Raw genomic sequence first — 26,673 nt, forward strand, 5'->3', positions numbered from 1 at the left:
CAGCGTGAATCCGCCCCTGCGCCACCGCGCCCTCCTCGCCTGGCTGGTCCTGTTCTGCCTGGGCGCCCTCTGGATCGGGCGCCAGCATTACGTCGACCAGTACGACCGCTTCTTCCAGGACACCAGCGTGGCGCAGCGCATGCTGAGCCAGAAGACGGTGCAGCACGAAGCCGTGCTGGCGACGCTGTCGGCGCTGTCGCATCCGCCCGCGCCCGAACGGCTGTTTCCCAGCCTGCGGCCGGCCATGCCGCAACTGCAGGCGCTCGGCTACCTGCCCGACGGCGTCTGGGCCGGCAGCGCCGCCGAACCGCCCGGCCTGCGCGCCGCGGTCGAGCAGGCGCGCACGCTGGGCCGCCCGGTGGCGCTGCCACTGGACGCCGCCCGCTACTGGCTGGTGGCGCCCTCCAGCTGGAGCCTGCTGGTGGACGCCCGCGACCTGATCGCCGCCACCGATTTCCCCGCCAGCCTGGCCAACCTGACCCTCGCCATCGGCCAGCAGCCGCTGGCCCTGCTGCAACGGCAGCCGGCGCCGACCGGGCCGGGATGGCCGCTCGCGCTCGCCAAACCGTTGGGCGCGGCCAGCCAGCCATTCGTGCTGCACAGCACCCGCACCCTCACGCCCTCGTCCTGGCCGTGGCTGACGTGGGGGCTGTGGGGCCTGACCAGCGCGCTGCTGGTGGCGGGCGTGGCCGCCACGCGGCGCTCGCGCGCAGAAGCCCGGCGCCAGCAGGAACAGGCGCGACTGGCTTCCATGGCGCGGCTGAGCACGCTGGGCGAAATGGCAGCCGGCATCGCCCACGAACTGAACCAGCCGCTGACCGCGATCCTGGCGCAGACCCGCGCCGCCCAACGGCTGCTGGACGACGAGGAGGAACGCCCCAGCGTGCGCCGCGCCCTGATGGCCAGCGCCGAACAGGCCAAGCGCGCCGCCGACATCATCAGCCGCATGCGGGCGCTGGTGCAGCCCAGCGCGCCCGGCCGGCGCGAGGCGCTGGACCCGGACGCCCTGGCGGCCTCGCTGCGCTTCCTGCGCGAGCCCGAACTGGCGCGCCTGGGCATCCGCCTGCACTGGCACAACGCCAGCCCGCAAGCGCGGCCGCTAGCCGAGCGGGTGGCGCTGGAACAGATCCTGCACAACCTGGTGCAGAACGCCGCCGACGCGTTGGCCAACACCGCGGGGCCGCGCCAGATCACCCTCGAAGGCCGCGCCGACGGCGCCCACTACGTCTTCAGCGTCAGCGACAACGGGCCGGGCATCGCCGCCGACGCGCTGCCACGGCTGTTCACCCCGTTCTACACCACCCGCGCGCAGGGCATGGGCCTGGGACTGGCGCTGTGCGAGACGCTGGCCGGCGCGATGGATGGCCGGCTGGCCGCGCGCAACCTGCAACCGTCGGGCGCCTGCTTCAGCCTGACCCTGCCCCTGGCTGGAGGCCCCGCATGAACCTGCCCGACCAATCGCCGCTGGTCTACCTGGTGGACGACGACGACGCCGTGCGCGACGCGCTGGCGCTGCTGCTGCGCAGCGTCGGCCTGCGCAGCGCGGGCTTCGGCGATCCCCAGCAGTTCCTGGCGCAGCTGGCGCCGCAGACCATCGGCTGCGTCGTGCTCGACATCCGCATGCCCGGCATCAGCGGGCTCGACGTGCTGGCGCGGCTGGCCGAGGCGTCGGACCTGCCGGTGATGATGCTGACCGGCCATGCCAACGTCGACCTGTGCCGGCGCGCCTTCAAGGGGGGCGCCATGGAATTCCTGCAAAAGCCGGTGGACGACGACATCTTCCTGGACGCGGTGCAAACCGCGGTGCGCGGCCACATCGCCAGCCGCGAGCGGCTGGCCGTGACGCAGGCCGCCGCCGAACGCCTGGCGCGACTGTCGACGCGCGAACACGAGGTCTTCGAGCGCATCGTGCAGGGTCTGAGCAACAAGGAGATCGCGCGCGAATTCGACTTGTCGCCCCGCACCGTCGAAACCTACCGCGCCAACGTCTTCGCCAAGCTCGAGGCCGACTCGCTGGCGCAGCTGATCCGCCAGTACGCCACGCTGCTCGACTGAGGCGCTGCCCTGCCGCCTCCGTAGCGCTACGGAGGCGCGTGGGTAATCGGGCGTATACCGCGCCGCCGGCCTTTTGGCCACACTGACTGCTCCTGATCCCCTTACGAAAAAAGGACGCAGACCATGACCCGCCACACGCTCGCCGCCCTGGTTGCCACGCTCGCCGTCAGCGGCGCCGCCCACGCCGCCGTGCTCACCGAAAGCAACATCTCCACCGCCGACGCCCAGAAGCTGGCCACCGCCGCCGTCGCCGCCTGCCAGGCCAAGGGCTACAACGTCAGCGCCTCGGTGGTCGACCGCGCCGGCCTGCTCAAGGCCTTCGTGCGCGCCGACAACGCCGGCCCCCACACCATCGAGGCGAGCCGCGCCAAGGCCTTCACCTCGGCCTCGGCCAAGGCGCCGACGCTGGCCATCATGGAAAACGCGCAGAAGAACCCCGGCGCCGCCAACCTGACCGACATCCCCGGCTACCTGCTGCTGGGCGGCGGCGTGCCGATCAAGGCCGGCAACAACGTCATCGGCGCCATCGGCGTAGCCGGTGCGCCCGGCGGCAACCTGGACGCGCAATGCGCGGACACGGTGCTGGAAGAGAACGCGGCGTTGTTCAAGTAAGTCGCGAGCGGAGCTGGCCTCTGACTGCCGCTGCCCTGCGGCGAATCAAGGGCCAGCGCCGCATTCTGACTCAAGGGTGCCTTGCCTGCGCCAGCCAGCCTGGGGGGCGCGCAAATCCGAATCACCAACCCACATCCTCGACGCTATTGCCCACCACGGCGCAACTCGTGTCCGCCGCCTCCCAATTTCCGTCGAACAGCAACGCACCGTCCGTATCGGGTAACAGCGCACCGGATTGATTGTCTCCCTGCGCCAGCGTCACCGTCGCGCCGGAATCGGCTGTAACGAGTTGATTGAGGCCCAGCCCTATCCGGAGGTCGACGGCCCGGTTGATCGCCATGGGATAGGCGTCGCGCAGCAGGCCATCGCAGAAACTCTGCGTGAAAAAGTCGGGGCGGTCGCACTGGAACATATCCCAGGTCGCGTTGATCCAGTCATTGACGGGGGTGCCGTGGACGACAACGGGCGGCGATGGAGCCCCCTTCAATCCCGTCCCATCGTCGGGAAACGGAGGGTCCACCAACACGGCGTAAAACGGACCGCCGTCGGTTCTGTCGGGCGGCGCCGAATCCCCCTCAGGGGCAGCGATTGGCCCGGGCAACGACGGTAAGGGGACCGACGGCAAGGGATACGAGATGATCGGCCCGATGCCGCCGACCGACGGTATCGGCATGCTCGCCGTATCCGGATCGCTTGCTGGAGGCGCCGATGGCGCCGCAGGTGGTGGAACAGGGATCGCGTCCGGGAAGACCTGGAAATCGTCGAGATACAGCCCGGGCCAGGCCATGGTCGAAGGCTCCGCCAGCACGACGGGGGCCTGCAGACCGGATTGCGCAGTGACAAAACCACCGTCATAGACCGTGATCGTTCGGGACGATCCTCCGACGATTTCGCCAGCGACAACGGCGGCGATACCGTGAGCCTCCCGATATGGATCTGCGTAATACGAAATTACCGCACTGGCCCCCGCCGTATCGGTCGCGGTCAGCGTGAACCGCGTGAACGGGATATCCCAGAACTCCTGATCACCGAATCCGCCGTGGAGGTCTCCTTCTTTGACCGCTCCCCACATCATGGCGCCGAACTGATCCATATAGGACAGCCCCTCAATTTTGTCGAAGAGGCCATGGAGCGATAGCATCAGATCCTTCATGGCCGTCATGACCGCCTCGTAGCCAAGGGCGGGGACATCGATGTTGAAGATCTTCTCGGCGAAAGCGAGCGCCATCAGTTTGCTGTAGGTTTTCTCGTCTTTGGTGAGCTTGGCCTGGTCCAGCGCCACAAGGTCATTCAACAGATCCAGATCCGCATGAAACTTCTGCGCTGCCTCGTGGTCCGGATGAGCCATGGCCTTAACGTAGGCAATATCATGCGCCTTGCAGAGTTCATCCAGCGGACTGTCTACCTTCACCCCTCCGCCGGGGCCGATACGTTGGAATACGGGCTCTCGAAGAAGCTCCTCCACTGTCTTCGTTACTCCCCGCGCTCCCGCGGACCAATCCGGCCCGCACCATCGCCCGTATACCGGGAGCCAGCTGGAGGGATTCCAGCTCGGGTCTTGCACTCTGATGCTGCCATCATCTGTTGCCATGTCATTTCCTACTCGTCAATGCGCTGCTCTTGAACACTACTTTGCGGCTCGTTGCATCTACCCATCGGAGATGGTCACCGGCATTTCTTCAGCCTGAGCCCATGGCGGCAACGGCACTGCGGACCATTTTTTAGCCGCCATATCGAGCATGGCGAGGCCCCCTGATCCAACACCAAAACGCAGGGGATGATCCCGATAAATGGACGCGATATATTTACCGTTCGGATCGCAGACCACTTCCCTGGGATCGAACGACGCCTCCGCCCCGCCTTCTTGCAGCCATCCACTGCGCCGGCCATCAGCCGCAATACGGATGACCGTCAGCCCGTAACGCGGCGTCTGGCCCCATAGATACAGACTGCCTGCGCGATCCATGGAGGGCATCCGGATATGCTCGATTCCATCGAACACATCCGGAGTCGGCACCGCGTCGGCTCCTCGCCTCATTCGGTAGATTTCATTGCCGTCATAGCGGCGGTGGTATTCCGAGAAATGATCTATCGGCCCATAAGATTCAAACAAGATCTCGTCATCCGAGATGTATTGCGCCTGGCCGCCATCGACAAAATGAAAGACACTGGCAAAGGGCCGTTCCGTCCTATCGTGCCGATCAAATTCCCAGATATCGAAATCGAACAGACGTATGCGCTTGCCAGGCGGCACAAGAAGAGCGGCTTTCCAGAACGCGATGCGCGTCTCGTCCGGCGACATGAACGGCCACAGCTTGTTGCCGGGTGCTGTCGGGATGACCTCCAACTCGCGGCCATCCTGACGCATCAACACGATCTCGCTGTCATTGAGCGAGCGGCGTAGCGCGTCCTCCGATTCGCCATGGACAGGCCTGCGCGACATCACGATGAAATTGCCTTTGGGCGAATAGCGGGCATACGTGTAGGAATAGGCGGACGGCAGCGCATAGCGATACAGCCGGCCGGAATCGCGTTCGTAGCGCATGACGTCGCAGCGGTTGTCGCCGTCCGGGGCACACTCGACAAATAGCCAATCGTTGCCATTCGGATGCAGGCTCAACGAGCGAATGGCCCTGCCGCCGTTTGGCGGGGAGAACGGCGTCCGCGTGGTGGGTGTCTCCACCACGGCGACAACCGCCTTTTTCTCGTTCGCGACCTGGGAGGCCGAAGTCCAGAGCGACCACCACAGCGGCAGCACGCCAAGCAGCGTCACGGCCGCAACGAGTAACCACGCGCGATTTCGCTTCATCATCGCTTCCGCATCCGTTCAGAAGCCCGCCAAGGCGGCACAATGCTCGACAACGTATCTCGATGCCCCGCTGCAACTCCAGACCCGAATAGCTATAATAGGAACCATTCCCATTATTTTTTCCGGTTTGGAGCATCCGTGCCGCCCGGCGACCTCCCGGCTCCCCACGCCGTCGACACGCTCTATCGCTCGCACCACGCCTGGCTGACGGCGTGGCTGCGGCGTCGCCTGCGCGACGACCATGACGCCGCCGACCTGGCCCAGGACACCTTCGTGCGCCTGATCGCGGCCCGCGACACGCCGGGGTTGCGCGAACCGCGCGCCTTCCTGACCCGCATCGCCCATGGCCTGGTGGTCAATCTGTGGCGCCGCCGCGATCTCGAGCACGCCTATCTGCAAGCCCTGGCCCAGCGCCCCGAGGCCTGCGCGCCCTCGCCCGAGCGGCGCGCGCTGGTGCTGGAGGCGCTGGTCGAGATCGACGCCATGCTGCAGCGCCTGCCGGCCCGCGCCCGCGAGGCCTTCCTGCTGGCGCAACTGGGCGGCTACACCTATGCCGAGATCGGCCAGCGCCTGGACGTGTCCGAGCGCATGGTGAAGAAATACATGGCGCAGGTGATGCTGCAATGCCTGCTGATCGCGGACGGCGTCTGGTGAGGCCGGCCGCGATGCCAGCCCTGCCCGACCGCCGCGTGCTGGAAGCCGCGGCCGACTGGTTCGCGCGCCTGGGCGATGAACGCGCCAGCGCCGACGACACCCGCCAATGGCAGGCCTGGCTCGACGCCCGGCCGGAACACCGCCGCGCCTGGGACGCCGTGGCCGCCATCAGCGCGCGCTTCGAATCCGTGGCCGGCCAGCCGGCGCTGGAGGCCCTGACCGGCGCCGGACGCGGCCGCCGCCGCGCGCTGCGCACGCTGATGCTGCTGGTCGGCGCCGGCGGATTGGGCGCCGCCGCCTGGAACCAGCCGGCCACCCGCCGCCAGCTGGCCGACCTGCGCACCGACGTCGGCCAGACCCGCCAGGCCACGCTGGAGGACGGCTCGCGGCTGTGGCTGAACACCGCCAGCGCGGTCAACCTGCGGTTCGACGCGCAGGCGCGCCGGGTCGTGCTGGTGGACGGCGAAACCCTGATCGATACCCATCCCGATTCCCGCGAGCCGGCCCGGCCGTTCCTGCTGGACGTGGGCTATGCGCAACTGCGGGCGCTGGGCACCCGCTTTGCCGTGCTGCGCGATGGCGGCCGCGCCTGGCTCGACGTCTACGCCGGCGCGGTCGAGATCCGGCCCGATGCCGCGCCTGCCCGCGTCGCCCAGGCAGGCACCCGCACCGGCTTCAGCGGCCGCGGCATCGATGCGGCCGAACCGCTCGACCGCGCCCGCGATGCCTGGACCCGAGGCGAACTGGTGGCCGACGGCCAGCCGCTGGCTCGCTTTGCGGCCGAGCTGGCCCGCTACCGCCGCGGCTTCGTCACCTGTACGCCGGAGGTGGCGCAACTGCCGCTGGTGGGTGTGTTCCCGCTGGCCGATACCGACCGCATCCTGCGCGCGCTGGAAGCCACCCTGCCGGTGCGCGCGCGGCGCGTGCTGCCCGGCTGGGTCAGGCTGGAGGCCGCCTAGCGCCGCCCGGCGCGGGCATGTGTCAGGACTATTTTGTAACAGCCGCGGATTTCCAGTTCCCCTTTTTCCTTTTCGCTTGGCATGGCAGATGTACGACGCGTTTCGCGCGTCCGCCGCCAAGGAAACCCATGCACGTCCGTCCCTTCCGTTATCCGCTCCTGGCCCGCGCGCTGGCCACCGCACTGACCGCGCCCGCGGCCCTGCTGGCCGCCGCGCCGGCCCAGGCCCAGGCGCCCGCCGGCTTCCAGGTCGCGCCCGGCCCGCTGTCGCAGGCGCTCAGCCAGTTCGCCAGCCAGGCCGGCGTGACGCTGTCCCTGGACGGCCGCCTGGTTACCGGCAAGCAGAGCCCCGGGTTGTCCGGCGCCTACAGCGTGGACCAAGGCTTCGGCCGGCTGCTGGACGGCACCGGCCTGCGCGCCGAACGGCGCTCGGACAACGTCTACACGGTGCGCCCGTTGACCAGCGGCGACAGCGCCGCCCAGCTGGAGCCAGTAACCGTCGTGGGCGCGTCGACGGCCGAAGGCGCCTACCAGCCGGAACCGGTGGCCTCGGTGACGCGCTCGCCGCTGGCGGTGCTGGACCAGCCGCAAGCCGTCAACGTGGTGCCGGCCCAGGTACTGCGCGACCAGCGCCCGCGCAACCTGGATGACGCGCTGGCCAACGTCAGCGGCATCACCCAGGGCAACACGCTCGCCGGCACCCAGGACACGCTGATGAAGCGTGGCTTCGGCGCCAACCGCGACGGCTCGATCATGCACAACGGCATGCCGCTGGTGCAGGGCCGTGGCCTGAACGCCGCCGCCGACAGTGTCGAGGTGCTGAAGGGCCCGGCGTCGCTGCTGTACGGCATCATGGACCCGGGCGGCGTCATCAACATCGTCAGCAAGCGGCCACAGCTCACGCCGTACCACGCCCTCACGCTGACGGGTTCGAGCTACGCCCAGGGCCGCGATGGCGTCGGCGCCACGCTCGACAGCACCGGGCCGATCGGCGACTCGCGGCTGGCCTATCGCCTGGTGGTCGACACCATGAACGAAGACTACTGGCGCGACTTCGGCCGCCGCCGCGACACGCTGGTGGCGCCGTCGCTGGCCTGGTACGGGCAGGACACGCAGATCGTGGCGTCCTACGAACACCGCGACTACCTGTACCCGTTCGATCGCGGCACCGCGCTCGATCCCACCACCGGCAAGCCGCTCGACATCCCGTCGCGCCGCCGCCTGGACGAGCCCTACAACAACATGTGGGGCAGCACCGAGCTGGCCCAGGTGACGGTGGACCAGCGCGTCACCGACAACTGGAAGGCGCACCTCGGCTACAGCTGGAACCAGGAACGCTACGACGCCAACCAGGTGCGCGTGACCGCCATCGACCCGGTGGCCGGCACGGTCAAGCGCAGCAATGACGGCACCCGCGGCGCGCTGTCCACCGACCACTACGTGATCGGCTACGTCGACGGCCGCGTCGATATCGGCGGCTTGCGCAACGACCTGCAGGTCGGCGCCGACTACGAACGCCGCAAGATCTTCCGTTCCGACCTGATCCGGCAGAACCTGTCCAAGCCCTTCAGCTACGTCAACCCGGTCTACGACCAGCAGGATCCCGGCAATACCGTGGTCGCCAGCGACAGCGACCAGACCGACAAGCTGCGCGCCACCTCGTTCTTCCTGCAGGACTCGCTGCACCTGGGCGAGCGCTGGATCCTGGTCGGCGGCCTGCGCTACCAGCACTACGAACAACTGGCCGGCCGCGGCCGGCCGTTCAAGACCAACACCGACATCGAGGGCGGCAAGTGGCTGCCGCGCGCCGGCCTGGTCTACAAGTGGACGCCCGAAGTGTCGCTGTATGGCAGCTACACCGAATCGCTCAAGCCCACCTCGACCATCGCGCCGCTGAGCAGCGGCACGGTGATCGACTCCGGCGTGGCGCCGGAACAGGCCAAGTCGTGGGAGCTGGGCCTGAAATGGGACATGCCGGGGCAGACAACCGGCACGTTGGCGCTGTTCGACATCCGCAAGCGCAACGTGCTGGTGTCGCAATACAACGACATCACCAAGCTCACCGACTGGCGCACCAGCGGCGCGGCGCGTTCGCGCGGCGTGGAGCTGGACGTCAGCGGCTCGCTGTCGGCGCGCTGGGACTTCATGGCCAGCTACGCCTATCTCGACGCCCGCACCACCGACGACCCGCAATACCAGGGCAACCGGCTGTGGAACGTGGCCCAGCACACCGGGTCGCTGGCGCTGGTCTACAACGCCGGCCAGATCGGCGAAGGCCGCCTGCGCCTGGGCACCGCGGCGCGCTACGTCGGCACGCGCCCCGGCGACTCGGCCAACTCGTTCGTGCTGCCGGCCTATACCGTGGTCAACGCCTTCGCGACCTACGACACCCGCATCGCCGGCCGCAAGGTGCAGTTCCAGCTGAACGTCAACAACCTGTTCGACCGCACCTACTACACCTCCAGCGCCAACCAGTACTTCATTTCCATGGGCGACGCGCGCCAGTTCGTGCTGTCGACCCGAATGGAATTCTGACCATGCAGCCCTCCACCTCCGCCCTCCCGCCCGCGGCATGCCGGCGTCCGGCCGTGGCGCGCCGGCGCCAAGCGGCGCTGTCCGCCCTCTTCGCCGCCGCGGCCCTGGGCGCCATGGCCCCGACAGGCGCCGAAACGGTCGCCGCGCGCGATCCCATCGTGGCCGAGCGCAGCGCCACCGTGCTGCCCGGCAGCGGCCATTCCTGGGGCTTCGCCGCCCTGGCGCGCGACGGCGGCGAACTGCTGCTGGCGCGCCGCGAGAACGGCCTGACCATCTACGACACCACCCACCGCCAGGTGCTGGCCCGGATACCCGGCACCGAAGGCGCCAACGCCGTCGCCGCCGTGCCGTTGGCCGACCGACTCTACGTGGCCGGCATGGATGGCAGCGTGATTGTCGTGCGGGCGTCCGACCGCCAGGTGCTCAAGCACGTGGCGCTCGACATCGGCAACCTCAACAACATCCTGTACGACCCGGACAGCGGCCAGGTGCTGGTGACCAGCGGCCGGCGCGGCACCGTGTCGCGCGTCTACCGCCTCGATCCGGCCTGCGATTGCGTGCGGGCCAGCCTCGACCTGCCCGCGGCCAAGCTCGATGCGCCCGCCCTGCTGGGGTCCGGCATGGTGGCGCTGCCACTGCGCGACGAGGGCCGCATCGCCGTCATCGACCTGCGCCGCCTGACCCTGACCCGCCTGTGGCAACCCGCGCAATGCCCGCGCCCCAGCGCCCTGGCCGCCGATCCCGCTGGCAAGCGGCTGTTCGTCGCCTGCCGCGGCGCCGAGCCGCGCCTGCTGAGCCTGGACGCGGACAGCGGCGCGGTCCTGGCCAGCGTCGCCGCCGGCCGCGACATCAACGCCCTGGCCTACGATGCCCGCCGCGATTGGCTACTAGTGCCCAGCGGCGCCGACGCCCGGCTGGCGATCCATGACGCGGGCCGCGCCGGCCAGTTGCGCCGCCTGGCCGCCATCGGCACCCGGCCCTGGGCCCACAACATGGCCTACGACGCCGGCAGCGGCGTCGCCTACCTGCCCAGCATGGACGACACCGAGGTCTATCCGGCGGGCGGCGGCGAGGCGCAGCGGCATTTCGCCGCCGACAGCTTCACCATCACCGCGCTGCGCCTGCGCGAGGCGCGGCCATGAACGCTTCCCCCGCCGCGGCCCGCCCGCGTCCGCCGGCGCGACGCGGCCAATACCTGAAGGCGCTGCGCAAGGCCCACGGCTGGCTCGGCCTGTGGGGCGCGCTGCTGGGGTTGCTGTTCGGCGCCAGCGGCATCCTGCAGAACCATCGCGCCGTGCTCAAGATCGACATGCCCGGCCCGGTGGTCGAGACCCTGCAATTGCAGGCCCCCGCCGACTTGCCGCGCACCGACGCGGCGGTCGGCCAGTGGTTGCAGCAGGCCCTGAAGCTGGACAAGCCGGTCGAACGCATCCGCAAGGAAGCCGCGCAGGACGTGCGCTGGGGCGACGTCACCGCTCGCCAGCCCGAGCGCTGGCAGGCGCTGTTCCGCGCGCCGGGCTATCAGGTGCAGGTGGAATTCTGGCCGCAAAGCGGCGCCGCCAGCGCGCGCCGCAGCAGCGCCAGCTGGTGGGGCGTGATCCAGAACTTCCATCGCGCCAATGGCACCGGCGTGGCCTGGGTGCTGCTGTCGGACACCATCGGAGGCGCGTTGATCGCGCTGTGCCTGACCGGCGTGCTGCTCTGGACCGAACTGGAAAAGCGCAAGCTGATCGGGCTCGGCATCGCGTTCGCGTCGGTGATTGCGTGCCTGGCGGCGGTGGCGCAGTCGTGGGCGTGACCTGCACTCAAGCCGGCTGCGCCGCGGCCCGGGTCGGCCCGATCGCCAACGGGCAATGATGCGTCAGCGCGAACCGCACGCGGCCATCGACCACCAGAAAGTTCAACTCCGCGTCGCCGGTGGCGTGCAGGCGCCGGTCGTCAAAGCGCAGCGGCGCGATCTGCGCCTCCTGATACCAGCGGCCGTCCACCCGGACCCAGCGGGCATACTCCGCCGCGCGCGATATCGTGCGCACCGTGACCAGCACTTCAGTGATGGGGCCGCGCAGCGTGCGCTTGCTTGCCTGGAGACGGGAGCGGCGCCACCAAAACCACAACTGCCGAATGGGTCTGACGTATAGCGGCACCGATATCACCAGGAACAGCGCGACCAGGAACCACAGCATCGCCTGATACGCCGCCAGGTGCAGGATGCCGGTGAAGGCTCCCAGCGCCAACGGAATCGCCATGACGATCAGGAAGGTCAGCGGCACCCATGCCAACCGCTTGAGCGCATCCCGCCGGACCCCGGCCCAATCCTCGGGAGCCATCGGCGCGTCGTGCGAGGCCACTGGCGGCAGCGCCGGATAGTCCACCCGCGCGATCCTGTCGCCATAGGCGTAACTCACCCGCGCCTGGGCATCGGGGTGCAGGGTATAGAGATCCATCACCTCATGCCGCCAGATCGCATCCGGGTCGGGCGGATCGAGCCGTCCCGGCGCGGGCTTGCCGTCCAGCACGTAGTCCACCCGCGTGCCCGACCAGCGCAACCGGTCGCCAGGCCGGGCGGGCGCGACGGGTGCCGCCGACAAGGGCTTGTCGCCCGCCTGCGGCCGCATGCCCGCCAGCGCCCCTTGCGCCAGTGGCGCCCGCCCAGCCTTCAGGCTGCGGCCTATGCCCGCGCAAGCCTGGCCGTGCGACCAGGCCATGCGCAAGGCGGACAGCAACACCAGCAGGATCAGGGTCGGCGCGACGTAATCGATGATGGGATGGGCCCGCGTCGATCCCGGCGGCAACCACGAAGGCGGCGCGAACTGGAACCAGAGCAGGGATACGACCAGGAGCAGCAGGGTCAGGAAAAGGCCCAGCGCCATCAAGCCACGGTGGCTCAGGCGACGGGCCTCTAGTTGGGCCCGCAGGGCGGCGTTCAATTCGACTTCGGAGAGGGGCATGGGGCGCTCGCAACGAATCGACAGGGAACCGGCATGGCTGCCGGGGCGCGCCCGGCAACAAGTAACACGATGTTATCATCTCCCCGCCCGAACGCCATCCCACCCAACGCGCGTCAACGTGTCGGCCACGCCTTCAACGCCACCCAGATCCCCGCCACGCACGCCACCCCGAAGATCCAGCCCGACGCCGCGCCCGCCATCACGCCGGACAGCAAGGTGCCGACGGTGCAGCCCAGCGCGGTCATGCCGCCCCACCCCATCAGCACGCCGCCCGTGAAGTTGCGAACGATCTCGCGCCCGGTCGGCAGGCGCGGCCGGAAAGCGTTCGCGGCCAGCGCGGCGGCCCAGGCGCCGGCGACCAGCGCCAGCACGAACGCGCCATTGTTCGACAGCAACGCGTTCTTGACGGCGGTGGCGCAGCCGGCGAAGGTGTCCAGCCCTTCGAGCCGCGACGGCAGCGCGCCCGCGGCGGAAGCCGCCGTGCGCGCCACGCTGCCCAGCTCGGCGGTCACGCCCAGCGGCGCGATGCGCAAGTAGGCGATGACGCCGATGAAGGCCACCAGCAGGCCGCCCACGGCGGGCGACCAGCGGTCTTGCAGCAGCGCGCGCCATGGCGGCGGGTCCGTGGCGACGGGTGGCGAAACGTCCCTCGCCAGGGTGTCGACGCGAGCAACGTTTGGGCCTTGGCCGGTGGCGTCCCATGCGCCAACGGGCAAGCGCGAGGCGGGTTCGCGCCCGCGGCGGCCGAGCCGGCTCAGGCCCAACGCCAGCAACCCCAACGCCGCGCCTTGCAGCAACACCGTGCCGCCATACCCCAGGTGATGCGGCAGCCACACCACCGGCGCCTGCTGGATCATCGCCAGGTACAGCGTGTTCCACGACGCGAAGCCCAGCACGAAGCCGACGCCCGCGCCCAGCAATGCGAACGGCGAGGCCAGCGCGCCTTCGCCCAGCCGGTAGAAATGCGCGCTGATGCAGGAACCCGAGATCCGCATGCCCACGCCGAACACGAACGCCCCGGCCACCAGCGCCAGGCTGACCGGCCCGATGTGCGCGCCCGGCGGCAGCCGTTCGGCCCCGGGCACCGGCAGGAAGGCGCCAAACACCGCGTGATAGCCCAAGGTGCCGACCGCCAGCGCCACCAGCACCGCGTAGGCGCCACGCGGGTCGCGGCGCTCGATGGCGTCACGCGCGATGCAGTAGAAGCAGAAGCGCGAACGCTGCAGCACGATGCCGAACGCCGCGCCCAGCAGCAGCGACAAGGACAGGTCGCGGCCGCCGTCCGGTAGCGGCGCCAGCCGCCAGGCGGCCGCGCCGACCAGGGCCAGCAGCGCGGCGGCCAGCGTGTAGCGCAGCGCCGCGCCGGTCTGCGCGCGCTCCAGCGGCGCGCGGGTTTCCAGGGTGCTCACTCAGGTCTTGCCCCACACCGTGCCCGAGGGATTGCTGATCGGCGAACCGACGCTGTTGCCGTACTCGGTCCACGAGCCGTCGTAGTTGCGCACGTCGTAGCCCAGCAGCTTGCGCAGCGCGAACCAGGAATGGCTGGAGCGCTCGCCGATGCGGCAATAGGTGATGATGGGCTTGCTGCCGTCCACGCCGACCGCCTGGTAGATGGCGCGCAGCTCGTCGGCCGACTTGAAGGTGCCGTCCTCGGCCACCAGCTTGCTCCATGTGACGTTGACCGCGCCCGGCACGTGGCCGGCGCGCACCGCCAGTTCCGGCACGCCATTGGGCGCGAAGATCTTGCCGTTGTATTCGTCGGCCGAACGGATGTCGACCAGCACGCCGGCCTTGTCCTTGCGCGCCACTGCCAACACGTCCTGCAGGTGGGCGCGCAGCGCCGGGTTGGCGTCCTTCGGCCGCGCGTTGCCGGCGGGCTGCGCCTTGACGCTGTTGGACTGCGGACGGCCCTCGGCCTCCCACTTCTTGCGGCCGCCGTCGAGGATCTTGACGTTGTCGATGCCGTAGATGTCGAAGATCCACGCGCCCCAGGCGGCGAACCAGTTGTTGTTGTCGCCGTACAGCACCACGGTGCTGTCGGTGTTGACGCCGGAACGCGCCAGCAGCGCCTGGAATTGCCTGGGCGGCGCGATGTCGCGGTTGACGGTGTCGACCAGGTCGGTATGCCAGTTGACGTTGCTGGCGCCGGGGATGTGGCCGCGCTCGAACAGGCCGGGATTGACGCTCACCTCGATGACACGCACCTTGGGGTCGTTCAGGTTCTTCTCCAGCCACTCGGTGGTGACCAGGTACTTGGCGTGCTGCGCCGTGGCGGGAAAGGCCATCAGGCTGGCCAGCGTGGCGAAGGCGCCCGCCAGCAGTTTCGAAAGGGACATCATGCTCTCCGGAAGCAGGCGCAATGCGCACCTGGAAATCCGGAGCATATTTGTTCAGCTTACAGTCAGGAACAATTTACTGGTCATATCCTGATTACCGGAATGCGCAGGTCGAGGTCGAACGCGACCCGCGCCCGCGGATTCCGGGCGCGAGGCCGGCGCGACGCCTGCCTTCACGAAGGGCCGACGCCGTTGCGCCGCGATGCGGACGCCCTGACTGGGCGCCGCCCGCCACACCCTGTCTATGCCGCCGCGATCAACCGGATATCCGCGCTGCCATCGCGCTCCAGCTGCGCCACCAGGCCCAGCTCCCAGTCGAGATAATCGCGGAACCCCTGGTCGCGCGCCGACAAGTCGTCGAACAGATACGGACTGATGCTCTGGTCGTCATCGCCCGTCAGCACGCCGTCGGCGCCCCTGTCCAACGGCAGGCCCTGGGCCTGCCAGGCGCGCGTGCCGCCCAGCAGGTAGTGCACCGGACGACCGGTGCGCCACGCCAGCTCGGCCGCCGCGACCGCCGCCAGCACGCCGTCGGGCGAGGTCAGCACGATCGTCCGCTGCGCATCATCCGGCAGGAACTCCTGCAGGCGATCCGGCGCGGCGTAGCGCGCGCCAGGCACGTGGCCGCGTTCGTAGGCCAGCCGCGATTCGATGTCGAACACCTCGGCACTGCCCGCGTCGATGGCCGCCTGCAGGGCCTGGGCCCGCAGCGCCGGCGCGTCGGGCCGGTGGCGCAACACGCGGCGCGGCTCGGCGCCGCGCTCCAGCGCCGCCAGCGCGGGCGGCTGGTACAGGTAGACCTCGACCGCGCCCAGCTGCGCCAGCCAGGCGCCGGTGGTCTGCGCGCGCACGCCGTCCCAATCGACCAGCACCACCCGCGCGCGGCGCGTCGCCAGGTACTCGTCGGTCGCCTGCACCAGCTGGCCGCCGGGGGCCCAGCGCCAGCCCGGCAGGTGGCCGGTTTCGTATTCCTCGCGGGTGCGCACGTCGAACTTGTACAGCGTGCGCGTGCCCTGCTCGGCCTCGAAGGCGCGCAAGGTGGCGGTGTCGATATGGCCGATGCCGGCACGCGCGGCCACGCCGCGCGCCTGCTCGCGCGCCGCGGCGGCGCTGTCGGCGGACGGCTCAGGCAGGGCCGCCTGGCGGCCATAGGCCAGTTCGCGCCCGGACAGCAGCCATTCCATGGTGCCGTTGCGCAGCGACGCCACGCGGTTCGGAATACCGGCGTCGATCAGCGTCTGGGCCCCAACGATGCTACGCGTGCGGCCGGCACAGTTGACCACCACGAAGGTCTTGGGATCCGGCGCCAGCTCGCGGATGCGGTACACCAGCTCGGCGCCCGGCAGGCTGTGCGAGAACGGCAGCGTGAAGTTGTGGAATTCCTCTGGCGTGCGGCTGTCGACCACCACGATGTCGTCGCCGCGCGCCACGCGCGCGTGCAGGTCGTCGACGTCGATCCAGGGCGTGTGCTTCTCGTGCTCGATGACTTCGCCGAAGGCCTTGCTGGGCACGTTGGTGCCGGAGAACAATTCGCGCCCCTCGCGCTCCCAGCCGTCGGTGCCGCCGGCCAGCACCGAGATGTCGGTCCAGCCCAGGCGCGTCAGCTTGGCGGCGGCCTGGTGGGCCAGCGTCTCGTCGTCATCCACCAGCACGATGCGCGTGTCGCGGCGCGGCACCAGGCGATCGGCCAGCACCTCCAGGCGCCACAGCGGCGCCGGCACCGCGTACAGCAGGTGGCGACGGGCGTAGCGGCCGGCCTCGCGCACGTCGAGCACGGCGATCTCGGCCTCGCCGCGCAGCGCCTCCTGCAAGCCGGCGGGCGACAGGCGCGCGTGGTAGATCGCGGCGGGCGGCGAGAACGTGCGATAGGAACCGCCGGCGGTGCTCTCGAACACCACCCGGCCATGCAGGCGGTCGAGCGCCAGGCCGTAGAAATGCAGGTGCGCGCCGGGCGTGCCGTCCACCAGTTCGATGGTGTGCACGTCGGTCGGCCCCAGCACGATCGAGTCGCCCGCCGCCACGTCGACGCGCCGCACATGGGTCAGCACGTCGCGGCCCGGCTCGGCGCCGGCGCTGCGCGCATAGACTTCGTTGCGCTCCTTGCCGGACACGCCGGCGATGATGGCCCAGGTGGTGTGGTCGTGCGGCGGCTGGGCCTTGCCGGACTCGCCCAGCGACAGGTACAGCGCATAGCCGCCGTCGGCGTCCTCGGCCAGGCGGTAGATCGCGGTGGGCCGGCCCGGCACCACCTCGAAGGCCTGCGCGGGAAACAGTTCCGCGCGGCGGCCGAGCGCTTCGAGCAGGCGGGCGACCGGCGCCAGTTGATCGGGCGTGGCGCGCGCGGGGTCCGGCACCAGGGCCTTGACCTGCGCGATGAAGTCGCGCACGGCCCGGGCGCGTTCGGTATCGTGGCGGAAAGCGGCGGCGGCCGCGTCGGGATGGGTGCTCATGGGATCCGGAATTCCTGGGGTTGAATAACCGGATCAGCCTACGTCCGCGGCCGGGCGCGGACAACGTAGAAATGCGTCTATGGATATGCGGCGGCTGCGCGCCCGCCGCGCTCAGGCCTCGCCCTTGAGCGCCTGGTCCACCACCGCCCGGGTCAACGTCGGCACGAACATCTCGATGAAATGGAAGGCGTAGCCGCGCAGCCAGGCGCCGCGGCGGATGGCCAGCCGCGTCAGGTTGATCTCGAACAGGTGGCGCGCGTCGATGGCGCACAGGCGCGTGTCGCGCTCGGCGTCCCAGGCCACGGCCGCCACGATGCCCACGCCCAGTTCCAGCTCGACGTAGGTCTTGATGACGTCCGCGTCCATCGCGGTCATGACGATGTCGGGCGTGATGCCGGCGCGCGCGAAGGCCTCGTCGATGTGGGCCCGGCCGGTGTAGCCGCGTCCGTACGTGATGATGGGATAGCGCGACAGCTGCGACAGGCTGATGCCGCCTTCCACCGCGGCGAGCGGATGCCCCTTGGGCACGATGATGCTGTGGCTCCAGCGGTAGCACGGCAGGTTCAGCAGGCCGGGATAGTCGGCCACCGCCTCGGTCGCGACGCCGATGTCGGCCTCACCCTCGAGCAGCATTTCCGAGACCTGCCGCGGCGACCCCTGGTGCAGGTGCAGCACCACCTCGGGGTAGCGCTGGCGGAATTCCTTGATGACCGGCGGCAAGGCATAGCGCGCCTGCGAATGGGTCGCGGCGATCGACAGCACGCCCTTGCGGCTGTCGGCGTATTCGGCGCCGGCGTGGCGGATGTTGTCGGCGCATTGCAGGATCTGCTCGACCAGCGGCAGGATCTGTTCGCCTGGCGGCGTCAGGCCGATCAGGCGCTTGCCCGAGCGCACGAAGATATCGACGCCGACCTCTTCCTCGAGTTCGCGGATCTGGCGGCTGACGCCGGGCTGCGAGGTGTGCAGGCTTTCCGACACATCGGTCAGGTTGATGTCGCGGCGCACGGTTTCGCGCACGGAACGCAGTTGCTGGAAGTTCATGGAATCGCCGAGGCCTGTGTGAGGGAGCCGAGCACGAGGCCTAGCCGAGAAATGCCAGCTGGTTGCCGCTGGGATCTTTGACGTACATGACGCGCGGCGAGGCGTCGGGCAGCGAACAGACCGGGTGATAGCCGGCGTCGCGCAGCCGCAGCAGGATGTCGTCGTAGGCGCCGGTGCGGATGGCCAGGTAGTCGGCCCTGACCTCGCGGCTGACTTCGGCCACCGGCGACAGCGACAGGGTCGCATCGCCCAGCGCGAACAGCAGGCGCCCGTCCGGGACCGGCATTTCATCCAGCCCCAGGGTGCCGCGGTAGAACTCGCGCACGGCGTCCAGCTGCCGCGCCGCGAAGGAAAGCTGTACCGATCCGATCGAAGAAATAGAAGACATGCCCTGCCGCCAACCTTGGAACAAGGCAAATTCTAGACCCCGGGGGTACAACCGGACAAAGAGGTTGTAATTGCTTCTACATAATCAGAATCCCTAAGGAAACGCAGTCATTTGCATATGCGTCAAGCGCTGCGACGCAGGCCGTCGCGGACTACGCCGAAGGCCCGGTCCAGGTCCTCCACCAGGTCCAGCGGATGCTCCAGGCCGATGTGCAGGCGCACCACTTCATGGCCGCCCTGCCACACGCTGTGCTCGGCCAGCCGCTCAGGCGCCGCCTCCAGCGCCAGGCTCTCGTAGCCGCCCCAGGACGCGCCGATCGAGAAGTAGCGCAGCGCGTCGATGAAGCGCGCCGCCGCGCCCGGCTGGCCGGCCCGCAACGCGAACGACACCAGGCCGCTGGCGCCGCTGAAATCGCGCCGCCACAGCGCATGGCCGGGGTCCTGCGGCAAGGCCGGGTAGTAGACCCGCTCGACGTCCGCGTGGCGCGACAGGTATTCCGCCACGCTCAACGCGTTCTGGTGATGGCGCGCCAGGCGCACGTCCAGCGTGCGCAGGCCGCGCAGGGTCAGGTAGGCATCGTCCGCGCCCACCGCCAGGCCGAGCGCGTCGTAGGTGGCGCCGACCCGCCGCGCCAGTTCGGGGCTGTCGACCGTGACCACGCCCATCATCACGTCCGAATGGCCGGCCAGGTACTTGGTGGCGGCCTGGATCGAGATGTTGGCGCCCAGCGCCAGCGGCTGGTAGTAGAGGCCGCCGCTCCAGGTGTTGTCGGTGGCCACCACCACGCCGCGGCTGCGCGCCTCGGACGCCAGCGCCGGCAGGTCCAGCACCTCGAACAGCAGCGAGCTGGGCGACTCCAGGTACAGCAGGCGGGTGTTGGCACGGAAGCGCTCGGCCAGGTTGTCGCGGCCGGGCGAGAAGTATTCGACCTCGATGCCGTAGCGCTGCAGCAGCGCTTTGTCGACGCGGCGCACCGGCGAATAGACGCTGTCCGACACCAGCGCATGCTCGCCCGGCGCCAGCGTGGCCAGCAGCACCAGCACGATGGCCGACAGGCCGGACGGCGCCAGGATGCTGCGATGGCCGCCTTCCAGCGAGGCCACCGCCGCTTCCAGCGCCTGGTGCGTGTCCAGGCCGTGGCGGCCATAGGTGGCGACGCGCTCGCCGGCGGCGCGCTGGCTGTTCAGCGCCGCCTGGGTGGCGGTGTCGGCAAAGCGCACGGTGCTGGTGCGCACCACCGGCACGTTGACCGGGCCGGCGCCCTGCTTCAGGTCGGGGCTGCCGGCATGTACCAGCCGGGTCTGCACGTGGGCGTGATCGAGGCTCATGCGCGCTGCTCCTGGCCAGGCTTCATCTGGGTGGCGTTGTAGTTGACGATCTCGCCGGTGGCCAGGTCGATGCCGATGCGGCCCGACAGCGTCTCCAGCGCTTGGCCGTACAGGTGGAAATGCAGGGTCGGCTCGTCGCCGGTGACGTGGATGCTGTGGATGTCGTCCGGCAGGAACGACACCGACTGCCCCGGCTGCACCACCACTTCGCGCACCTGCTCCAGCGTGGCGCGGCCCGCCTGCGAGCCGTCGTCGCTGCGACGGTAGACGCGGTTCAGCTCCTGGCCCGACAGCGCCACGATCACCGCCCAGGTGGTGTGGTTATGCGGCAAGGTAGTCTTGCCCGGGTTGATCGAATTCAGGTAGAGCGCCGGCTCGCCGGCCGGGTCATCCGGATTCAGGCGATAACGGGTCGAGGCGCCCACGCCCTGCCCCGGCGCCGGCGGCGCGAATTCGGCCGCGGGAAACAGCGCGCGCTGCTGCGCCAGCTGTTCCAGGCGGAGGGTGACCTGCGCCAACAGGTCGCGGGTCAGCGGCGCGGCGGCCAGCAGGCCGCGGATGTCGGCCAGGGCGTCCTGCACCCGCTGGCGGCGTTCGAGGGAAACGGAAGATTCGGTGGTCATGTCGGCTCCGGGGTCGGAAAGGCGTCACACTGCGAGGCGCAGCGGGTCAAAAGTCAGGTAGGCGTCGATCGGATCGGCTTGCGCGCGCCGCACCGGCGGCTCGGCCGAGGCGCGCTGCAGGAAGGCGCGGGTGCGCTCGCTATCGGGATGGCCGAAGATGCGGGCCGGCGGGCCATGCTCGACGATGCGGCCGACCTCGGTGAAGTACACCGTGTCGCTCACCTCCTGGGCAAAACGCATCTCGTGCGTCACTAGCACGCAGGTCAGGCCGTCCTGCACCAGGTCGCGGATCACGGTCAGCACCTCGCCCACCATTTCCGGATCCAGGGCCGAGGTCACTTCGTCGAACAGGATCAGTTCGGGCCGCAGGGCCAGCGCGCGGGCGATGGCCACGCGCTGCTGCTGGCCGCCCGACAGCTCGCCCGGATAGGCGTTTTCCTTGTGGTCCATGCGCACCTTGGCCAGCAGCTCGCGCGCCAGCGCCTGGGCCTGGGCCCGCGGCTGGCCGTTGACCTTGATGGGCGAGATCACCAGGTTCTCCAGCACGCTCAGGTGCGGGAACAGGTTGTATTGCTGGAACACGAAGCCCACCCGCTTGCGCAAGGCGATCAGTTCAGACTCGGTCTTGAGGCCGTCGACGCGCACGCCGCCGACCTCGATCTCGCCGCGCTGCGGCCGCAACAGGCCGGTGATGCAGCGCAGGATGGTGGACTTGCCCGAGCCCGAGGGGCCGATGATGGACACGGCGTTGCCGGGCCGGACCTCGACGTCGATGCCTTTCAGAACTTCGGTCTGGCCGAATGCCAGGTGCACGTCCCGCAGGCGCACCAGCGGGGTGTCGGTGGCGGCGTGGCCGCCGCGGTCAGTGATGCGCATAGCGTCGTTCCAGATGGCGCGTCCAGCGCGCGATGGGATAGCAATAGGCGAAGAACAGCGCCAATAGCGTGAAATAGACCAGGATGGTGAAGTCGCTGCGCGCCACCGTGTTGCTGGCCACCGTGGCCGTGTCGACCAGGTCGTGCACCCCGACCAGCGAGGCCAGCGAGGTGCTCATGGTGATGCTGGCGTACAGGTTCATCCACGACGGCAACATGCGCCGCACGCACTGCGGCAGCACGATCATGCGGAAGATCTGCGAACGCCGGAACGCCAGCGACTGCGCCGCTTCCCATTGCGCCTCGGGGATCGACTGGACCGCGCCGCGGAAGATCTCGGCGACATTGGCGCTGGCCGGCAGGCCCAGCCCGATCACTACCTTGATCCAGTCCGGGAACGGCAGGTTCCAGCCGCCCAGGTTCAGTTCGAACGGGAACACATACGTCGTGAAATACACCAGCACCAGGATCGGCGCGTTGCGGAACGCCAGCACGTAGACTCGCGTCAACCGCCGCAGCAGCGCCGACGGCGACAGCGACAGCGCGCCCACCACCAACCCCGCGGCCGTGCCCAGCGCCATGGCCAGCACGCTGATCTGCACGTTCATGCCCAGGCCGCGCAGCAGCGCCGGCGACCAATGCCACAGGTGCCGCACCGCGGCCGGCGCGCTGTCGGTCAACGCCCAGGCGACGCCCAGCGCGACCAGCGCCAGCAGCAGCACCACCCACGGATCGCGCAGCAGCGCCAGCCAGCCGCCGCCCGCGCGGCGCGCGTTAGCGCCATTCAATACCAGTTCATTGGCCATAGCCGGGCATCCTCAAGCGCGCTTCCAGCCAGCGTCCGCCCACGCTCACCAGCCAGGTCAGCAGGCCGAAATACAGCAGGATCAGCAGCAACAGCTCCAGCACATTGTCGCGGTGCGACCAGATCATGATGGACTCGTAGGTCACATCCCCCACCGCGATGGCCGAGGCGATCGCGGTCATCTTCACCAGGTCCACCAGGTTGTTGACCAGCGCCGGCAGCGCGAAGCGCAGCGCCAGCGGCAACTGCACCTGCGCCAGGATCTGGCGGCGCGAAAAGGCCAGCGAGCGGGCCGCCTCCAGCGTCACCGACGGCACCGCTTCGATGCCGGCGCGCAGCGCCTCGGCATGGAACACGCCCTTGTGCAGCGCCACCACGATCACCACCCACATGAACGGCGTGATCGGACTGCCGCCGCCCAACTTCTGCGTGATCAGCATGTTCAGCACCAGGAAGGCGCAATACAGCTGCACCAGCGTCGGCGTGTTGCGGGTCAGTTCGACGAACGCCTGCAGCGGCCGCGCCAGCCAGCCGCGGCCGCTGGTGAGCCCGGCCGCGATCAGCACGCCGAACAGCAGGCTGACGGGAATGGTCCAGGCGCACAATTGCAGCGTCACCAGCAGGCCATGGCCGAAGGCCGACAATTCGCCCCGGTCCAGCACGAAGCTGTAGTTCAGGCCCAGGGGCTTGAAGAAATGCACCCAGGCCTGCAATGCCTGTTCGATCATGCGGCCGCCTCCAATGCCGCCGGCCGCAGGGCCGCCACGGCGCGGCCGATGCGCGTCACGGCTTCGGCCAGCTTGGCATCCGACGCGGCGAACGACAGCCGCAGGTACGGCGACAGCCCGTAGGCCGCGCCCCGCACCACCGCCACGCCTTCGGCCTCCAGCAGCCAGTCGACCACGTCGCCATCGTCTGCGATGACGCCGCCATCGGGCTGGACCTGGCCGATCAGGCCGGCCACGCCGATCCACGCGAAGAACGAGCCGCGCGGCGCCGCCACGCTCAAGCCGGGCACCGCGCCCAGGCCGTCCACGATCAGCCGCGCCCGGCGCGCGTAGGCCAGCCGCGCATTCTCGACAAAATCGTCGGCCACGCCCTGCAACGCCACCAGCGCGGCGGCCTGGCCCAGCGAACTGGGGCCCGACGACACCTGCGACTGCACCGCCTCCAGCACCCCGATCAGCGCCGCCGGGCCCACGCCCCAGCCGATGCGCCAGCCGGTCATGGCGTAGGCCTTGGACACGCCATTGACCGCCAGCGTGCGTCCGGCCAGGTCCGGCGCGGCGCGCAACAGGTGCGCCGGCGCCTGCTCGAACCAGATCTGTTCGTACATCTCGTCCCACAGCACCAGCACCGACGGATGCTCGCGCAGCACCGCCGCCAGCGCCGCCAGTTCGGCTTCGCTGTAGACGGCGCCCGACGGATTGCCGGGCGAATTCAGGATCAGCCACTTGGTGCGCGCGGTCAGCGCCTGGCGCAGGCCCTGCGGCGTCAGCTTGAAGCCATCGGCCTCGGCGGTCGGCGCCAGCACCGGCGTGCCGCCGTTGACCCGCACCGAATCGAGGAAGGTGGGCCAGTACGGCGTCGGCACGATCACCTCGTCGCCCTCGTCCAGCGTGGCGGCCAGGGCCAGGTAGATCACCTGCTTGCCGCCGTTGGAGATGATGACGTTGGCCGCCTCGGTCGGCAGGCCATGGCGCTGGCGGTAGCCGTCCGCCACGGCGCGCCGCAGCGCGGCGGTGCCGGCGGTCGGCGTGTACTTGGTCTGGCCTTGCGCCAGCGCCAGCGCGGCGGCGTCCTTGATGGCCTGGGGCGTGTCGAAGTCGGGCTCGCCCGAGGTCAACACCACGATCGAGCGGCCCTCGGCCGCCAGCCGCGCGGCGCGCGCGCCGGCGGCGGCGATGGGCGACAGTTCGACGCCGCGGGCGCGGCGCGAGAACACGCCGGGAAACAGGGATTCAGTCATGACAGGACCTTTCCGGGATTCATCAGGTTCAGGGGATCGAGCGCCTGCTTGACGCGGCGCATCAGCGCCAGTTCCAGCGGGCTCTTGAAATGGGGCAAGGCATCGCGCTTGACCTGGCCGATGCCGTGCTCGGCGCTGATCGAGCCGCCCTGCGCATGGGCCTGGGCGTGCACCAGGTCATGGATGCGGGCTTCGTTGGCGAACAGGCGCGCCACCGGGCCGGCGGGGTCGTGCGATACGTTGTAGTGCAGATTGCCGTCGCCCAGATGGCCGAACGCCATCGGCCGCAGGCCCGGATCGAGCGCATGCAGCGCCTGCGCGGCGCCCTGCAGGAAGGCCGGAATCCGCGAGACCGGCACCGAGATGTCGTGCTTGACGTTGCCGCCGTCGCGCGCCTGGGCCAGGCCGATGGCCTCGTCGCGCAGCCGCCAGAACGCGGCGGCCTGCTGCAGGCTGTGGGCGATGGCCGCGTCCTCCAGCAGGCCCTCGCCCAACGCCGTCTCGGCCAGGCGCTGCAACGCGTCCGCCGCGCCGACCTCGTTGGCGGAGACCTCCAGCAAGGCATACCAGGGTTGCGCCAGCGCCGGCAGCGGCTGCGGCTGTTCCGGCACGTGGCGCGCCACCAGTTCCAGCACAGGCCGGCCGATCAGCTCGAACGCGGTCAGCTGCGCGCCCAGGCGCCGCCGCGCCAGCGACAGGAACGCCAGCGCCGCCTCGATCGACGGCAGCGCGACCAGGGCGCTGCCCTGCTCCGCCGGCTTGGGATACAGCTTGAGCGTGGCCGCGGTGATCACGCCAAGGGTGCCCTCGCTGCCGATATACAGGTCGCGCAGCGAATAACCGGTGTTGTCCTTGCGCAATCCGCGCAGGCCGTTCCAGACCTCGCCCTCGGCCGTCACCACCTCCAGCCCCAGCGTCAGCTCGCGCGCATTGCCATAGCGCAGCACCTGCGTGCCGCCGGCGTTGGTGGCGAGATTGCCGCCGATGGTGCAGCTGCCTTCCGATCCCAGGCTCAACGGAAACAGGCGGCCGGCCTGGCTGGCCGCCTCCTGCACCTGGGCCAGCACACAGCCGGCCTGCACCGTGATGGTGTCGTTGTCGGTATCGATGCCCAGCACCCGGTTCAGGCGCCCCAGCGACAGCACCACCGAGAGTCCGCCGCTGTCCGGCGTGGCGCCGCCCATCAGGCCGGTATTGCCTCCCTGCGGCACCACCGGCACGCGCGCGGCACGGCACAACCGCAGCACCGCCGCCACGCCGTCGGCATCGGCCGGGCGCGCCACCGCCAGCGCCTGTCCGTGCAGCACGCGGCGCTGGTCGGTCAGGAACGGCGCCGCATCCGCGCCGGTCAGGACCCAGTCCGCGCCCAGCCGCGCCCGCAGCGCGGCCAGCAAGGTGTCGTCGGCGGCCGTCGTCATGGCTTGGCCTGGGCCTCGGGCGGCGCGCTGTCGAACTTGCCAGCCTGCGCGTCGCGGTTGGCCTGCCGCAGGTAATCGGCGGGCACGCCGAACTTGTCGGCCTGCTGCACCAGCAAGCCGGACTTGTGCCAGTCGCGGATCACGCCATCGACGAAGGCGCGGGTATCGGTTTCGTTGCGGCGGGTCCAGATCACCGTGGGCGACGGAATCAGCTGGTCCGGGGTCGCCAGTTCGAAGCCGTCCCATTCCTTGCCGTTGGGGCCGTGCAGCGTCTCGTACAGCGCCGGCTGGATGTGCACCGAGGCGTCGCAGCTGCCGCCCTTGAGCGCCAGCAGCGATTCCGGGATGTTGCGCAGCCCCTTGACCACCGCGCCGTAGGTGTCCTGCAGCGGCTTGGCGAAATTGCTGCCTTGCGACACGCAGGCCACCTTGCCCTTCAGGTCTTCCCAGCGCTTGATGCCGCTGCGCTTGGACACCATGGCCGCGCCGCCCACCAGGTTGTAGGGGGTCGGCGCATAACTCAGGATCTCGCTGCGCTCCTGGGTCCACTGGATGTTGGCGATCAGCAAGTCGACCTTGCCGGCCTGCAGGAACTGCACCCGGGTCGAGGCCGTCACCGGCACCGTTTCCAGCGTCACGCCCAGCCGCTGGGCGATATCGCGGCCCAGCTCGGTCTGGAAGCCGCCCACCTTGCCGGTGGCCGGATCGAGAATGCCGAACGGCGGGCTGGCGCCGTCCACGCCCACCACCAGCTTGCCGCGCTGCTTGACGCGGTCCAGGGTGGCGTCGGCGTGCGCCGCCGTCGCCAGGGCCGCCAGCGCCAACGCGGCGGCCCACTTGATTGCTTGTCTATTCATCGGTCTTGTCCA

At 69.7% G+C, this 26,673-nt stretch carries 24 protein-coding genes; 8 read left to right on the forward strand and 16 right to left on the reverse strand.

The window, feature by feature from the left end:
* Window positions 1–4 precede the first annotated feature (4 nt).
* From AC1HFW_RS08995 to AC1HFW_RS09005, 3 genes are all read left to right on the forward strand, one after another.
* Window positions 5–1,444 carry a sensor histidine kinase gene (locus tag AC1HFW_RS08995; protein WP_479282831.1) on the forward strand — a complete coding sequence of 480 codons (1,440 nt, stop codon included), beginning with the start codon at window positions 5–7 and terminating at the stop codon, window positions 1,442–1,444.
* Window positions 1,441–2,055 (forward strand): response regulator transcription factor, encoded by a 615-nt coding sequence (locus AC1HFW_RS09000; RefSeq protein ID WP_479282833.1) that lies wholly within the window; start codon window positions 1,441–1,443, stop codon window positions 2,053–2,055. Before AC1HFW_RS08995 ends, AC1HFW_RS09000 begins: the two co-directional genes overlap by 4 nt.
* 123 nt (window positions 2,056–2,178) lie before the next feature.
* Entirely contained in the window at window positions 2,179–2,667 is a 489-nt protein-coding gene (locus AC1HFW_RS09005) for a GlcG/HbpS family heme-binding protein (RefSeq protein WP_006395160.1), read from the forward strand.
* A gap of 121 nt (window positions 2,668–2,788) precedes the next feature.
* On the opposite strand, the gene AC1HFW_RS09010 is transcribed toward AC1HFW_RS09005, so the two are convergent.
* A complete protein-coding gene (locus tag AC1HFW_RS09010) occupies window positions 2,789–4,078 on the reverse strand; it encodes a hypothetical protein (RefSeq protein WP_479282835.1) in 1,290 nt (429 codons plus the stop codon).
* Window positions 4,079–4,315: 237 nt separating this feature from the next.
* Complete coding sequence (locus tag AC1HFW_RS09015; RefSeq protein ID WP_479282837.1) at window positions 4,316–5,479, reverse strand: TolB-like translocation protein; 1,164 nt, start codon at window positions 5,477–5,479, stop codon at window positions 4,316–4,318.
* 135 nt (window positions 5,480–5,614) lie between these two features.
* On the opposite strand from AC1HFW_RS09015, the gene AC1HFW_RS09020 reads away from it, so the two are divergent.
* From AC1HFW_RS09020 to AC1HFW_RS09040, 5 genes are all read left to right on the forward strand, one after another.
* Window positions 5,615–6,130, forward strand: a complete 516-nt coding sequence (locus AC1HFW_RS09020; protein ID WP_061071137.1) for a sigma-70 family RNA polymerase sigma factor — start codon at window positions 5,615–5,617, stop codon at window positions 6,128–6,130.
* 11 nt (window positions 6,131–6,141) lie between these two features.
* The gene (locus AC1HFW_RS09025) at window positions 6,142–7,089 is read left to right on the forward strand and encodes a FecR domain-containing protein (RefSeq protein ID WP_479282840.1); all 948 of its coding nucleotides are present in this window, start codon (window positions 6,142–6,144) and stop codon (window positions 7,087–7,089) included.
* A gap of 128 nt (window positions 7,090–7,217) precedes the next feature.
* Window positions 7,218–9,623, forward strand: coding sequence for a TonB-dependent siderophore receptor (locus AC1HFW_RS09030; protein ID WP_479282841.1), 2,406 nt, complete (start codon window positions 7,218–7,220; stop codon window positions 9,621–9,623).
* Between the two features lie 2 nt (window positions 9,624–9,625).
* On the forward strand, window positions 9,626–10,765 hold the full coding sequence (locus AC1HFW_RS09035) for a YncE family protein (protein ID WP_479282842.1): 1,140 nt from the start codon (window positions 9,626–9,628) through the stop codon (window positions 10,763–10,765).
* Window positions 10,762–11,421 carry a PepSY-associated TM helix domain-containing protein gene (locus tag AC1HFW_RS09040; RefSeq protein ID WP_241074574.1) on the forward strand — a complete coding sequence of 220 codons (660 nt, stop codon included), beginning with the start codon at window positions 10,762–10,764 and terminating at the stop codon, window positions 11,419–11,421. Before AC1HFW_RS09035 ends, AC1HFW_RS09040 begins: the two co-directional genes overlap by 4 nt.
* A gap of 7 nt (window positions 11,422–11,428) precedes the next feature.
* Here the strand turns inward: AC1HFW_RS09040 and AC1HFW_RS09045 are convergent, their stop codons facing one another.
* From AC1HFW_RS09045 to AC1HFW_RS09110, 14 genes are all read right to left on the reverse strand, one after another.
* Entirely contained in the window at window positions 11,429–12,571 is a 1,143-nt protein-coding gene (locus AC1HFW_RS09045) for a hypothetical protein (RefSeq protein WP_241074575.1), read from the reverse strand.
* Window positions 12,572–12,684: 113 nt separating this feature from the next.
* Window positions 12,685–13,971 (reverse strand): YeeE/YedE family protein, encoded by a 1,287-nt coding sequence (locus AC1HFW_RS09050; RefSeq protein WP_479286482.1) that lies wholly within the window; start codon window positions 13,969–13,971, stop codon window positions 12,685–12,687.
* 9 nt (window positions 13,972–13,980) lie between these two features.
* Window positions 13,981–14,910 (reverse strand): sulfurtransferase, encoded by a 930-nt coding sequence (locus tag AC1HFW_RS09055; protein WP_241069669.1) that lies wholly within the window; start codon window positions 14,908–14,910, stop codon window positions 13,981–13,983.
* A 239-nt stretch (window positions 14,911–15,149) separates the two neighbouring features.
* Window positions 15,150–17,357 (reverse strand): rhodanese-like domain-containing protein, encoded by a 2,208-nt coding sequence (locus tag AC1HFW_RS09060; RefSeq protein ID WP_479282845.1) that lies wholly within the window; start codon window positions 17,355–17,357, stop codon window positions 15,150–15,152.
* Between the two features lie 111 nt (window positions 17,358–17,468).
* On the reverse strand, window positions 17,469–18,398 hold the full coding sequence (locus AC1HFW_RS09065; RefSeq protein WP_479282847.1) for a CysB family HTH-type transcriptional regulator: 930 nt from the start codon (window positions 18,396–18,398) through the stop codon (window positions 17,469–17,471).
* 40 nt (window positions 18,399–18,438) lie between these two features.
* On the reverse strand, window positions 18,439–18,786 hold the full coding sequence (locus AC1HFW_RS09070; RefSeq protein WP_035361574.1) for a VOC family protein: 348 nt from the start codon (window positions 18,784–18,786) through the stop codon (window positions 18,439–18,441).
* A 122-nt stretch (window positions 18,787–18,908) separates the two neighbouring features.
* On the reverse strand, window positions 18,909–20,114 hold the full coding sequence (gene metC, locus AC1HFW_RS09075; protein WP_006395176.1) for a cystathionine beta-lyase: 1,206 nt from the start codon (window positions 20,112–20,114) through the stop codon (window positions 18,909–18,911).
* Window positions 20,111–20,737, reverse strand: coding sequence for a cysteine dioxygenase family protein (locus AC1HFW_RS09080; RefSeq protein WP_116521973.1), 627 nt, complete (start codon window positions 20,735–20,737; stop codon window positions 20,111–20,113). The genes metC and AC1HFW_RS09080 overlap by 4 nt, the downstream gene beginning before the upstream one ends.
* A gap of 24 nt (window positions 20,738–20,761) precedes the next feature.
* Window positions 20,762–21,613: an amino acid ABC transporter ATP-binding protein gene (locus tag AC1HFW_RS09085; protein ID WP_479282851.1), complete on the reverse strand. Its 852-nt coding sequence runs from the start codon at window positions 21,611–21,613 to the stop codon at window positions 20,762–20,764.
* A complete protein-coding gene (locus AC1HFW_RS09090) occupies window positions 21,600–22,418 on the reverse strand; it encodes an amino acid ABC transporter permease (RefSeq protein WP_479282853.1) in 819 nt (272 codons plus the stop codon). The genes AC1HFW_RS09085 and AC1HFW_RS09090 overlap by 14 nt, the downstream gene beginning before the upstream one ends.
* Complete coding sequence (locus tag AC1HFW_RS09095) at window positions 22,408–23,145, reverse strand: amino acid ABC transporter permease (protein ID WP_479282855.1); 738 nt, start codon at window positions 23,143–23,145, stop codon at window positions 22,408–22,410. The genes AC1HFW_RS09090 and AC1HFW_RS09095 overlap by 11 nt, the downstream gene beginning before the upstream one ends.
* The gene (locus AC1HFW_RS09100; RefSeq protein WP_479282857.1) at window positions 23,142–24,386 is read right to left on the reverse strand and encodes an aminotransferase class I/II-fold pyridoxal phosphate-dependent enzyme; all 1,245 of its coding nucleotides are present in this window, start codon (window positions 24,384–24,386) and stop codon (window positions 23,142–23,144) included. Before AC1HFW_RS09100 ends, AC1HFW_RS09095 begins: the two co-directional genes overlap by 4 nt.
* Window positions 24,383–25,804 carry an FAD-binding oxidoreductase gene (locus AC1HFW_RS09105; RefSeq protein WP_479282859.1) on the reverse strand — a complete coding sequence of 474 codons (1,422 nt, stop codon included), beginning with the start codon at window positions 25,802–25,804 and terminating at the stop codon, window positions 24,383–24,385. The genes AC1HFW_RS09100 and AC1HFW_RS09105 overlap by 4 nt, the downstream gene beginning before the upstream one ends.
* Entirely contained in the window at window positions 25,801–26,661 is an 861-nt protein-coding gene (locus AC1HFW_RS09110; protein WP_061071125.1) for a transporter substrate-binding domain-containing protein, read from the reverse strand. The genes AC1HFW_RS09105 and AC1HFW_RS09110 overlap by 4 nt, the downstream gene beginning before the upstream one ends.
* Between the last annotated feature and the right edge of the window lie 12 nt (window positions 26,662–26,673).

The organism is Achromobacter sp. ISS7 (assembly GCF_056523125.1).

Coding starts and splice junctions, on each gene's coding strand:
- AC1HFW_RS09000 (WP_479282833.1), top strand. CDS start 1,441: ATGAACCTGCCCGACCAATCGCCGCTGGTCTACCTGGTGGACGACGAC.
- AC1HFW_RS09005 (WP_006395160.1), top strand. CDS start 2,179: ATGACCCGCCACACGCTCGCCGCCCTGGTTGCCACGCTCGCCGTCAGC.
- AC1HFW_RS09015 (WP_479282837.1), bottom strand. CDS start 5,479: ATGATGAAGCGAAATCGCGCGTGGTTACTCGTTGCGGCCGTGACGCTG.
- AC1HFW_RS09025 (WP_479282840.1), top strand. CDS start 6,142: ATGCCAGCCCTGCCCGACCGCCGCGTGCTGGAAGCCGCGGCCGACTGG.
- AC1HFW_RS09030 (WP_479282841.1), top strand. CDS start 7,218: ATGCACGTCCGTCCCTTCCGTTATCCGCTCCTGGCCCGCGCGCTGGCC.
- AC1HFW_RS09035 (WP_479282842.1), top strand. CDS start 9,626: ATGCAGCCCTCCACCTCCGCCCTCCCGCCCGCGGCATGCCGGCGTCCG.
- AC1HFW_RS09040 (WP_241074574.1), top strand. CDS start 10,762: ATGAACGCTTCCCCCGCCGCGGCCCGCCCGCGTCCGCCGGCGCGACGC.
- AC1HFW_RS09045 (WP_241074575.1), bottom strand. CDS start 12,571: ATGCCCCTCTCCGAAGTCGAATTGAACGCCGCCCTGCGGGCCCAACTA.
- AC1HFW_RS09055 (WP_241069669.1), bottom strand. CDS start 14,910: ATGATGTCCCTTTCGAAACTGCTGGCGGGCGCCTTCGCCACGCTGGCC.
- AC1HFW_RS09060 (WP_479282845.1), bottom strand. CDS start 17,357: ATGAGCACCCATCCCGACGCGGCCGCCGCCGCTTTCCGCCACGATACC.
- AC1HFW_RS09065 (WP_479282847.1), bottom strand. CDS start 18,398: ATGAACTTCCAGCAACTGCGTTCCGTGCGCGAAACCGTGCGCCGCGAC.
- AC1HFW_RS09070 (WP_035361574.1), bottom strand. CDS start 18,786: ATGTCTTCTATTTCTTCGATCGGATCGGTACAGCTTTCCTTCGCGGCG.
- metC (WP_006395176.1), bottom strand. CDS start 20,114: ATGAGCCTCGATCACGCCCACGTGCAGACCCGGCTGGTACATGCCGGC.
- AC1HFW_RS09080 (WP_116521973.1), bottom strand. CDS start 20,737: ATGACCACCGAATCTTCCGTTTCCCTCGAACGCCGCCAGCGGGTGCAG.
- AC1HFW_RS09085 (WP_479282851.1), bottom strand. CDS start 21,613: ATGCGCATCACTGACCGCGGCGGCCACGCCGCCACCGACACCCCGCTG.
- AC1HFW_RS09090 (WP_479282853.1), bottom strand. CDS start 22,418: ATGGCCAATGAACTGGTATTGAATGGCGCTAACGCGCGCCGCGCGGGC.
- AC1HFW_RS09095 (WP_479282855.1), bottom strand. CDS start 23,145: ATGATCGAACAGGCATTGCAGGCCTGGGTGCATTTCTTCAAGCCCCTG.
- AC1HFW_RS09100 (WP_479282857.1), bottom strand. CDS start 24,386: ATGACTGAATCCCTGTTTCCCGGCGTGTTCTCGCGCCGCGCCCGCGGC.
- AC1HFW_RS09105 (WP_479282859.1), bottom strand. CDS start 25,804: ATGACGACGGCCGCCGACGACACCTTGCTGGCCGCGCTGCGGGCGCGG.
- AC1HFW_RS09110 (WP_061071125.1), bottom strand. CDS start 26,661: ATGAATAGACAAGCAATCAAGTGGGCCGCCGCGTTGGCGCTGGCGGCC.